General features: G+C 76.4%; 1 protein-coding gene. It reads right to left on the bottom strand.

Translation table 11 applies throughout. The annotated features are described in order from the left end of the window. Positions 1-14: 14 nt before the first annotated feature. On the bottom strand, positions 15-9,836 hold the full coding sequence (locus ACQP2P_RS22435; RefSeq protein WP_433618866.1) for a type I polyketide synthase: 9,822 nt from the start codon (positions 9,834-9,836) through the stop codon (positions 15-17). Positions 9,837-9,929: the final 93 nt, after the last annotated feature.

The raw sequence follows: 9,929 nt of genomic DNA, 5'->3' as shown, positions 1-9,929 counted from the left end.
TGCCTCAGTGGGCATCAGACGGCCCCTAGTTCGTCGTCCAGGAAGGTGAAGAGCTCCTCGGCCGACGCGGTCTGCAGCGCCAGGTCGCCGCCGGCCGCCTCGGGCGTCGTCCACCGGGCGAGCAGGTCGCGCAGGCGGCTGCCGACCACGGCGCGGTGGGTGTCGTCGAGCGGGACCGCGTCCATGCTCGCCTCGATCCGGGTCAGCTCGCCGAGGATCGCGAAGGCGGAGACCGCCTTCTCGGCCGCGAGGGTCGAGGCGAGGTAGTCGGCGAGGGCGGCGCTCGTCGGCCGGTCGAAGATGAGCGTCGAGGGCAGCCGCAGGCCCGTGACGGCGTTGAGGCGGTTGCGGAACTCGACCGCCATGAGCGAGTCGAAGCCGAGCTCGAGGAAGCCGCGATCCTCGTCGATCGAGCGCATCGAGGCGAAGCCGAGCACCGCGGCGGCCTGGGTGCGCACGAGGTCGGCGAGCATCCGGGTGCGCTCGGGGCCGTCCAGCCCGGTGAGCGCGGCCCGCAGCGCGGCGGCCGGGTCGTCCGCCCCGCCCCGCGGCGCCGCCCCGGGGCCGGCGGTCGGGACGAGGGAGCGCAGCACGGGTGGTACCTCGGCCGCGCCGGCGTTCTTGAAGGCGGTCTGGTTCAGCCGCAGCGGGGCGAGGACCGGCTCGGGGCGGCCCAGCGCCTGCGAGAACAGCGCCAGGCCCTCGTCGGGCGCGAACGGGGTCAGGCCGCCGCGGGACATCCGGCGCGCGTCGGCGTCGGCGAGGTGGCCGGTCATGCCGCCGGCGCCCGCCCACGGGCCCCAGGCGATGGAGATGCCGGGCAGGCCGCGCGCCCGCCGGTAGTGGGCGAGCCCGTTGAGGAACGCGTTGCCGGCGGCGTAGTTGGACTGCCCGGGCCCGCCGAGGATGGCGGCCGCGGAGGAGAACAGCACGAAGGCGCGCAGCGGCAGGTGCTCGGTGACCCGGTGCAGGTTCCACGCGGCGTCGACCTTGGGCCGCAGCACGGTGTCGTACCGCTGCGGCGTCTGCGCGCTCAGCACGCCGTCGTCGAGCACGCCGGCCATGTGCACCACGCCGACGAGCGGGTGCCCCGCGACCGTCCGGGCCAGCTCGGCGTGGTCGGCGACGTCGCAGGCGGCCAGGTCCACGGATGCGCCGAGCGCTTCGAGCTCGGCCACCAGCGCGGCGGCGCCCGGGGCGTCGGGCCCGCTGCGGCTGAGCAGCAGCAGCCGGCGCGCGCCGTGGGCGGTGACGAGGTGGCGGGCCATGAGCCGGCCGAGCGCGCCGGTGGCCCCGGTGACGAGGACGGTGCCGTCGCCGAGCGCGGGCGGCTCGTCGGCGGGCGCCTCCACCGGGCGGCCGAGACGGGCCGCGTACACCTGCCCGGCCCGAATGGCGATCTGCGGCTCGCCGCCGGCGAGCGCGGCGGGCAGCGCGGCCTCGGACTCGGGGGCGTCGTCGAGGTCGGCGAGCACGATGCGGCCGGGGTTCTCCGACTGGGCCGAGCCGAGCATGCCCCAGAGCGCGGCGGCCGGCAGGTCCGTGACGGTGTCGCCGTCGGCGACGGGCACCGCGCCCCGGGTCACGACCGCGAGCACCCCGTCCTCGTCGGCGAGGAAGGCCTGGACCCGGGCGAGCATCTCGTGCACGCGCCGGTGCGTGTCGGCGACCGCGTCGTCGGCCGCGCCGGTGGCGGTGTGGATGACGGCGTCGGCGCGGGCGCCGGGCTCGGTGGGCACCGGGATCCACTCCGGGCGCAAGAGCGAGCGGCTGCCGGTCGACAGCTGCCCGGCCTTCACCGGGCGCAGGACGAGCTCGGCGACCGAGGCGACCGGGGCGCCGGTCGTGTCCGCCATGGCGATGGCGAGGCCGCCACCGTCCGACGGGGTGAGCCGCACGCGCAGCTCCGAGACGCCGGTCGCGTGGACCGCGACGCCGTTCCACGAGAACGGCAGGCCGGGCTCGGCGGGCGGCTCGTCGGAGGCGACGGCGGCGGGCGCGCCGAGGGCGTGCATCGCCGCGTCCATGAGCGCGGGGTGCAGGCCGAAGGCGCGGGCGTCGGCGACGACGGACGCGGGCAGAACGACCTCGGCGAAGACCTCCCGGCCGAGGCGCCAGGCGGCGCGCAGGGCCTGGAAGCTCGGCCCGTACTGGTAGCCCTGGGTCGCCAGCCGCGGGTAGATGTCGTCGACCACGAGCGCGTCGGCGCCGGCGGGCGGCCACTGTCCGGCGAGGTACGCGGGGGTGCCGGAGTCGGCGGTGAGCAGGCCGGTCGCGTGCCGCTGCCACTGCCGGGCCTCGGGGTCGTCGCCGGGCGCGTCGGGGCGCGAGTAGATCGCGACCGGGCGGCCGCCGGACGGGTCGGGCGCGCCGACGCGGGCCTGCAGGTCGACGCCGCCGGCCCGGGGCAGCACGAGCGGCTGCTCCAGCGTCAGGTCGGCCACCCGGGGCGCGCCGACGCGGCGGCCGCACCAGGAGGCCAGCTCGACGAAGGCGGTGCCGGGGATGAGGATCGTGTCCATGACGGCGTGGTCGGCCAGCCACGGGTGCGTGCGCAGCGAGATCCGGCCGGTGAACAGGGTGCCCTCGCCCTCCGGCAGCTCCGTGGCCGCGCCGAGGATCGGGTGGCCGGTGGAGTCCAGGCCGGTGGTGGTGATGTCGGCCGTGCCGTTCGGGGCGTCCTGCATCCAGTACCGCTCACGCTGGAACGCGTACGTCGGCAGGTCGACGCGGACGGCGCCGGTGCCCTCGAAGAGCCGAGGCCAGGCGACCGGGACGCCGGCCACGTGCAGCCGGCCGAGGGCGGCGAGCAGCTCCGGGGACTCGGGCCGGCCGGCCCGGCCCAGCGGCACGGCGAGGGCGTCGGCGTGCGGCACGAGCGCGCTGAGCACGGCGGCCGGGCCGAGCTCGACGAACGCGCGGGCGCCGAGGGAGTGCAGGCGGGCGACGGCGTCGGCGAAGCGGACGGTGTCGCGGACCTGGGTGACCCAGTAGTCGGCGTCGAACGCGGTGATCGGCGCGCCGGTGACGGTGGAGACGATCGGGATCCGCGGCGGGTGGAAGGTGATCGTGCGCAGCACCTCGCGGAACGGCTCCAGCATCGGCTCCATCAGCGCGCTGTGGAACGCGTGCGAGACCCGCAGCCGCTTGCCCGGCAGCGTGTCGATGAGCTCGGCCGGGCCGGACAGCACGATCGAGCCGGGGCCGTTGACCGCGGCCACCGAGACGCCGTCGGGCAGGTCCTCGACGGGCCCGGCCACGGACAGCATCGCGCCGCCGGCGGGCAGGTCCTGCATGAGCCGCGACCGGGTGTCGACGAGCAGGCACGCGTCGGGCAGGGAGAGCACGCCGGCGACGTGGGCGGCGCTGATCTCGCCGATGGAGTGCCCGGCGAGATGGTCGGGGCGCAGGCCCAGGTGCTCCAGGAGGCGGAACAGGGCCACCTCGAAGGCGAAGAGGGCGGCCTGGGTGTACCGCGTCTGGTCGAGCCCGTCCGCGTCGGCGTGCATGACGCTCGCGAGGGGCCGCGGCAGCAACTGGTCGAAGTGGACGCACACCGCGTCGAAGGCGGCGGCGAAGACGGGGTGCTCGCGGGCGAGCTCGGCGCCCATGCCGAGCCGCTGGGCGCCCTGGCCCGGGAACAGGAACGCGACGCCGGGCCGGGCGGCGGCCGTGCCGGTGGCGACGGCCGGGTGCTCGCGGCCGGCGGCGAGCGCGTCGAGCCCGTCGGCGAGGGTCTGCCGGTCGGGCGCGACGACGACGGCCCGGCGTTCGAGGGCGGCGCGGGCCACGGCCGAGGAGTAGGCGAGGTCGGCCGGGCGCAGGTCCGGGTGCTCGGCGACGAACGCGGACCAGCGGGCGGCCTGGGCCGTCAGCGAGGCGCCGTCGCGGGCCGAGAGCAGCACCGGCACCGGCGAGCCGGGGACCGGGCCGGCGGCGACGGGTTCGAGGACGTCCTCCTCGATGATGGTGTGGGCGTTGGTACCGCTGATGCCGAACGACGACACCGCCGCGCGCCGTGGCCGGGTCGCCTCCCAGGGCCGGGCCTCGGTCAGCAGGGACACCGCGCCGGCCGTCCAGTCGACGTGCGGCGTGGGCTCGTCGACGTGGAGGGTCTTGGGCAGCACCCCGTGCCGGATCGCCATGACCGTCTTGATGATGCCGGCGACGCCCGCGGCCGCCTGGGGATGACCGAGGTTGGATTTCACCGACCCGAGCCACAGGGGGCTCTCGCGGTCCTGGCCGTAGGTCGCCAGCAGCGCCTGGGCCTCGATCGGGTCGCCGAGGACCGTGCCGGTGCCGTGCGCCTCGACCAGGTCGACGTCGTCGGTGCCGAGCCCGGCCGCGGCGAGCGCGGCCCGGATGACCCGCTGCTGCGACGGCCCGTTCGGGGCGGTGAGCCCGTTCGAGGCGCCGTCCTGGTTCACCGCGGAGCCGCGCACGATCGCCAGGACCTGCCGGCCGTCGCGCCGGGCGGCGCTGAGCCGCTGGACGAGGAGCAGGCCGACGCCCTCCGACCAGCCGGTGCCGTCGGCGCTCGCGGCGAAGGCCTTGCAGCGCCCGTCGCCGGCGAGGCCGCCCTGGCGGGAGAACTCGGCGAACGTGTTCGGGGTGGCCAGCACGGCGACGCCGCCGGCGATCGCGAGCTCGCACTCGCCGTTGCGCAGGGCCTGGGCCGCCAGGTGCAGGGCGACCAGCGACGACGAGCACGCGGTGTCGACGGTGACGGCGGGGCCCTCGAGGCCGAAGGCGTAGGCGACGCGGCCGGAGATGACGCTGCCGGAGCCGCCGGTCATCAGGTAGCCCTCGACGCCCTCGGGCACCTGGGTCAGGCCGCTGCCGTAGCCGGATCCGGACGCGCCGACGAAGACGCCGACCTGGCGGCCGCGCACGCCGTGCGCGTCGATGCCGGCCCGCTCGAAGACCTCCCAGGCCGCCTCGAGCAGCAGCCGCTGCTGCGGGTCCATGGCGAGGGCCTCGCGCGGGGAGATGCCGAAGAACGCGGCGTCGAAGCCGGCCACGTCGTCGAGGAAGCCGCCCGCGCCGTCGGCCGCGGCCCACCCCCGGTCGGCCGGGAAGGCCCCGATCGCGTCGACGCCGTCGGCGACGATCCGCCAGAGGTCCTCGGGGCTGGTGATGCCGCCGGGGTAGCGGCACGCCATGCCGACGATCGCGATCGGGTCATCCGCCGGGGACGCCGACGGGTCCGGCCCGGCCACCGCGCTCGCGCCGCCGAAGACCCGCTCGTGCAGGTGCTCGGCGAGCACGATCGGCGTCGGGTAGTCGAAGACCAGCGTGGACGGCAGCCGCAGGCCGGTGACGTCGTTGAGCTTGTTGCGGAACTCGACCGCGGTGAGCGAGTCGAAGCCGAGCTCCTTGAACGGCCGGTCCCGCAGGTCCTCGCCGACGCCGTGGCCGAGCACGACCGCGGTCTGGGCGCCGACCAGGTCCAGCAGCGCCCGCCGCTGCTCGTCCGCGCCGAGCGCCGACAGGTGGGCCAGCGACGAGGGGATCGCCCCGCCGGGCGCGCCGGCCGAGTCCTGCTCGGCGGCCTCGGTGAGCGCCAGCACGGCCGGCAGGTCGGCGAGCAGCGGGCTGGGGCGGGACAGGCTGAACGAGGGGTAGAAGCGCGACCAGTCGACGTCGGCGACGGTCATGCACGCGTGCGGCCGCTGCAGCACCCGGTCCAGGGCCGCGAGCAGGCGCTCGGGCGGCACCGGGGGCACGCCGAGGCGCTGCATCGCCTGCGCGGCCGGGGTCTTGGCGGCCATGCCGTCGCGGCCGCCCCAGGCCGTCCACGCGACCGCGGTGCCGGCCAGCCCGCGGGCTCGGCGGTGCTGGGCCAGCGCGTCGAGGACCGAGTTCGAGGCGCCGTACGCGCACTGCCCCGCGCTGCCCCAGATCGCCGAGATCGAGGAGTAGAGCACGAACGCGTCCAGCGGCCGGTCCCCGACGGCCGCGTCGAGGTGCAGGGCGCCGAGCACCTTCGCGGCGGTGACGGCGGCGAAGTCGGCGAGGGTGGTGTCGCTCATCGCGGCGAGCTGGTCGACGCCGGCCGCGTGCACGATCGCGGTCAGGCCGGGCAGCCCGGCGACGAGGGCGGCGACGGCGTCGCGGTCGGTCACGTCGCAGGCGACGACCTCGACCCCCGCCTCCCGCGCGAGCTCGGCGGCGCCCGGCGCCTCGGCCCCGCGCCGGCTGACGAGCACGACCCGTTCGGCGCCACGATCCAGCAGCCAATGCGCCAGTTGTGCGCCCAGCGCCCCGGTGCCGCCCGTGACGAGCACGGTGCCCGAGGGCTGCCAGGGACGTTCGGCGGCCCCGCCGGGCGGGGCGGGCAGCAGCCGCCGCCCGTAGGCGCCCGAGCCGCGCAGCGCGACCTGGTCCTCCCCGCCGGCCAGGATTGCCGGGAGGCGCCGCAGGCCGTGCCGGTCGATGGTCGCGGGGAGGTCGACGAGCCCGCCCCACCACTGCGGGTATTCGAGGGCGGCGGCCCGGCCGAGACCCCAGACGAGCGCCTGGAGCGGGTGCTCGACGGGGTCGGCGGGCCCGACGGAGACGGCACCGGAGGTGAGGCACCACAGGCGGGCCGTGCTGCCGATGTCGTCGAGGGCCTGGGTGAGCACGAGCGCGGCCGCGGAGCCGATCGAGCTGCCGGGGAGCCCGTCGACGGGACGGTCCTGGCCGGCGGTGACCAGGATGACGCCGGCCGCACCCGTCACCTTCGCCGCGAGCCGGGCGCGATCGAGATCCTCTTCGCCGTATTCGAGCGCCACGGCCCCGTCGAGCGTGGCGAGCAGGTCGGCGATCCACTGTGGAGCGTCGGTGCGCGGGACCAGGACCAGCCAGGGCCCGCTCGGCGCCGGGCGCTCGGGGACCTCGAAGGGCTTCCATTTGATGAGGTACGACCACGCGTCGAGCTCGGAGCGCTCGCTGCGGCTGCGGCGCCAGCGGTCCAGGACGGGCAGCGCCGACTCCAGCGACTCCAGCTCCGGGCCGGTGGCGAGCTGCTGGACCTCGCCACGCTCGACGGCGGCCCAGAACTCGCCGTCGCCGCCGGTCGCCGGCGGCGGCCCGGGCCGCGGCCAGAACCGCTGCTCGGCGAACGCGTAGGTGGGCAGCGGGACGCGGCGCGCGCCGGTGCCGGCGAACAGCGCGGCCCAGTCGACGGTGCGGCCCCGCACGTGCAGCTGGGCCAGGGCGGTGAGGGCGGCGTGCGGCTCGGGCCGGTCGCGGCGCAGGACGGGCACGACGAGGACCTCGCCGGGGCGCTCCCCCAGCGTGTTCTCGGCCATCGGGGCGAGGACGCCGTCCGGGCCCAGCTCGACCAGCGCGGTCACGCCGAGGTCGGCGAGGGCGGTGACGGCGTCGGCGAAGCGGACGGCGCGCCGGACGTTGCCCACCCAGTAGGCGGCGTCGAACTCGGTCACCGGCGCGCCGGTGACCGTCGACATGAACGGCACCGCCGGCGGGTTGAACGTGAGCCCGGCCGCGATCCGGCCGAACTCGTCCAGCATCGGGTCCATGAGCGGGCTGTGCGAGGCGGTGCTGATGCGCAGCAGCTTGGTGCGGGCCTCGCGGGCGGCCCAGAGCGCCTTGACCTCCGCGACCGGGCCGGCCTCCCCGGAGACGACCACGGCGGCCGGGCCGTTGACCGCGGCGATGACGACGCGGCCGCCGAACGGCTCCAGCGTCGGGGCGACGTCGGCCTCGGGGGCGCCGATCGCGAGCATCGCGCCACCGCCGGGCAGCTGCTCCATGAGCCGGCCGCGGGCGGCGACGAGCACGCAGGCGTCGGCGAGGGACAGCACGCCGGCGACGTGGGCGGCGGCGATCTCGCCGAAGGAGTGCCCGACGACGTGGTCCGGCCGCAGGCCCCAGCCGCGCACCAACGCGGCGAGGGCGACCTCGACGGCGAAGAGCGCGGCCTGGGTGTAGCGGGTGCGGTCGAGCAGCTGCGCCTCGGGGGTGCCCTCCGCGGCGAAGACGACGGGCTTGAGGGGCTGGGGCAGGTGCGGGTCGAGCAGCGCGCAGACCTCGTCCAGGGCGCGGTCGAACGCCGGGTACGCGGCGGCCAGTTCGCGGCCCATGCCGGGGCGCTGGCCGCCCTGGCCCGAGAACATGAACGCCAGGGGGGCCGTGGTGGCGCCGGCGGTACCGTTGCCGGACACGACGTCCGCGGAGGGCTCCCCGGCGGCGAGTTCGCCGAGGGCGCGCAGGGCGTCCGCGCGGTCGCCCGCGAGCACGACGGCCCGGTGCTCGAACGTGGAGCGGGACACGACCGCGGACAGGCCGGTGTCGGCGAGGCGCCGCGACTCGTCCGTGCCCAGCCAGCCGGCCAGCTTGCGGGCCTGGCGGGCGACGCCCTCGTGGTCGCGGGCCGACAGCACGATCGGCACCAGCGGGGGCTCGACGCCGTCCGCGTCCCCGGCCGCGTCCTCGGTTGCCGCGGCCGGGGCCTCTTCGAGCAGGACGTGGGCGTTGGTGCCGCTCATGCCGAACGAGGAGACGCCGGCGCGGCGGGGCTCGTCGCGGCGCGGCCACGCCTCGGCCCGCAGCGGCAGCGCGAGCGCGCCGGTGGACCAGTCGATGTCGGGCGACGGCTCGTCGACGTTGAGCAGCTTCGGGAAGAGCCCGTTGCGCATCGACATGACGGTCTTGATGACGCCCGCGACGCCCGCCGCCGCCTGGCAGTGGCCGATGTTCGACTTCACCGAGCCGACCCGCAGCGGCCGGTCGGCGGGGCGGGACTGCCCGTAGGTGGCCAGCAGCGCCTGCGCCTCGATGGTGTCGCCGAGGGGCGTGCCGGAGCCATGGGTCTCGACGATGTCGATCTGGTGCGGCGAGAGCTGGGCGTTGGTGAGCGCCTGGAGGATGACGCGCTGCTGCGACGGGCCGTTCGGGGCCGTGAGGCCGTTGGAGGCGCCGTCCTGGTTGACCGCGCTGCCGCGCACGACGGCGAGGATCGGGTGGCCGTTGCGCTGCGCGTCGGAGAGCCGCTCCAGCAGCAGCACGCCGGCGCCCTCGCCCCAGCCGGTGCCGTCGGCGCCGGCGGCGAACGGCTTGCACCGGCCGTCCGGGGCCAGGCCGCGCTGGCGGCTGAAGCCGATGAACGCGGCCGGGCTGCACATGATGGTCGAGCCGCCGGTGAGCGCCAGCGTGCACTCGCCGTTGCGCAGCGCCTGGGTGGCCAGGTGCAGGGCGACGAGCGACGACGAGCACGCGGTGTCGACGGTGACGGCCGGGCCCTCGAGGCCGAGCGCGTAGGAGATGCGGCCGGAGACGACGCTGGCCGCGGTACCGGTGATGATGTAGCCCTCGGTGCTGTCGGGCGACTGCTGCAGGACGGTGACGTAGTCCTGGCCCGAGGTGGCGACGAAGACGCCGATCTGGTGGCCGCGCAGCCCCGCGGGGTCGATGCCCGCGTGCTCGATCGCCTCCCAGGAGGTCTGCAGGAGCATCCGCTGCTGCGGGTCCATGCCCAGCGCCTCGCGCGGGGAGATGCCGAAGAAGGCGGCGTCGAACCGGTCGGCGGAGTCGACGAACCCGCCCTCGGCCACGTAGGAGGTGCCGGGGTGGTCGGGGTCGGGGTGGTACAGGTGCTCCAGGTCCCAGCCCCGGTCATCCGGGAACTCGGCGATGGCGTCGGTGCCGCTCGACACGAGCCGCCACAGGTCCTCGGGACCGCGGACCCCGCCCGGGAAGCGGCAGGCGATGCCGACGATGGCGATCGGTTCGCGGCTGCCGGCCTCGACGTCTCGCAGCCGCTGTTTGGTCGCAGCCAGGTCCGCCGTGACCAATTTCAGATAGTCCCGCAGCGCTTCTTCAGTTGCCATCAACGCACCTTCTACGAGCGTCTCCGCATTGCGACGAAAGTATTTGACGGCGAAACCGCGTCACAACCCCTAGCCGCCCCTACTGCGGCCCCA

Origin of the sequence: Dactylosporangium sp. CA-139114, assembly GCF_050955725.1 — a bacterium.
GTDB lineage: Bacteria > Actinomycetota > Actinomycetes > Mycobacteriales > Micromonosporaceae > Dactylosporangium.
Note: the sequence above shows the minus strand (reverse complement) of the source record. Positions and strands in the feature narration are given on the sequence as shown.